Source organism: Microcystis sp. M49636_WE2 (assembly GCF_030065375.1).
Classification (GTDB): domain Bacteria; phylum Cyanobacteriota; class Cyanobacteriia; order Cyanobacteriales; family Microcystaceae; genus Microcystis; species Microcystis aeruginosa_C.
Map to the genome: position 1 here is coordinate 1 of NZ_JASJFG010000879.1, position 1,083 is coordinate 1,083.

Here is a 1,083-nt window from a genome sequence, read left to right on the forward strand (position 1 = left end):
AGCATATTTGCCGTCGCTGTGGGGACCCGCACCCGTGAGCAATACTACCCCAATGCGGGCATCCTCGCGAGCATCACAGAAAGCGTCGTAAAGCTCAAAAACTGTCTTCGGACGGAAGGCATTACGCTTATGGGGGCGATTGATGGTAATTTTGGCGATTCCCCCCCATTTATGGTAAAGAATATCCTCGTAGGTTTTGACGGATTGCCATTCAACGCTCATAGTCTCGGTTATAGGCACAGCTTTTTTACCTTACCTCATTTTGTCGCCCACTTTGAAGCCTGGAGCGCCCGAAGAGGGGAATGGATAGTTGACCGACAAGGTTTAAAGCTGATTCTCTTATTGATATTCTCTGAGTATTGATTGAAAATATATTGATACTATTTGCTAACTTTAAAGAGCTAAAAATATGAGTACAATTAATAAAACTAAGCTTGAATCATTAGAGTTTTATTTGTGCTTAAAATATCCAATAACAATTTGTCCTGATGATGAGGGGGGATATGTATCAGAAATTAAGGATATTCCAGGATGTTTCACTCAGGGAGAAACCATAGAGGAAACCTTAATCAGTGAACTGAAAACTCATATCTGATAACTGATAACTGATAACTGAATTAAAGCCATTCGATTTCTTTAGCTTTTTCGGGTAATTTAGCCGTGGTTTGTCCTTGGCTGCGGGACTGAAACCCAATTAAATCGAGGGGAGTAGCCAATAAATCTACTATATCAGCTTTACCAAACAATAACTTGAGAGTATTTTTTGGTAGCTCTTTTAATAACCAACGACCGAGAGTAAAAAATAACTCTTGATTGGTTAAAGGTCGCATCAATTCCACACCATACAATTCATGAAGATAGCGATTTGATCGCCCATAACGTTTTAATTGACTTCTTAAGTCTTCTAAGGTGGAACGATGACGATGGTAAATAATTGCCTCCGGTGCGTAGGTTAATTGCCAGTCGGTTTGTTGTTGAATACGCCAACAGATATCGGCATCACCACCGGTAGTTAAATAAGGACGAAATAAACCAACTTTTTGAAAAGCTTCTCGACGAATAGCGAGGTTAGCAGTTTGACCG

General features: G+C 40.3%; 3 protein-coding genes. 1 reads left to right on the plus strand and 2 read right to left on the minus strand.

Features of this window, described 5'->3' with window-relative positions; translation table 11 throughout:
* On the minus strand, nucleotides 1–222 hold a 222-nt coding region (locus tag PX484_RS20170), incomplete at its 3' end, for an enoyl-CoA hydratase-related protein (protein ID WP_288105277.1).
* A gap of 187 nt (nucleotides 223–409) precedes the next feature.
* Between PX484_RS20170 and PX484_RS20175 the strand changes: the two genes are divergently transcribed.
* Nucleotides 410–595, plus strand: a complete 186-nt coding sequence (locus PX484_RS20175) for a type II toxin-antitoxin system HicB family antitoxin (protein WP_287766484.1) — start codon at nucleotides 410–412, stop codon at nucleotides 593–595.
* Between the two features lie 22 nt (nucleotides 596–617).
* Here PX484_RS20175 and PX484_RS20180 read toward each other — a convergent pair.
* Nucleotides 618–1,083, minus strand: a 466-nt coding sequence (locus tag PX484_RS20180; protein WP_288105275.1) for a glycosyltransferase family 2 protein, incomplete at its 5' end; no start/stop codon positions are given.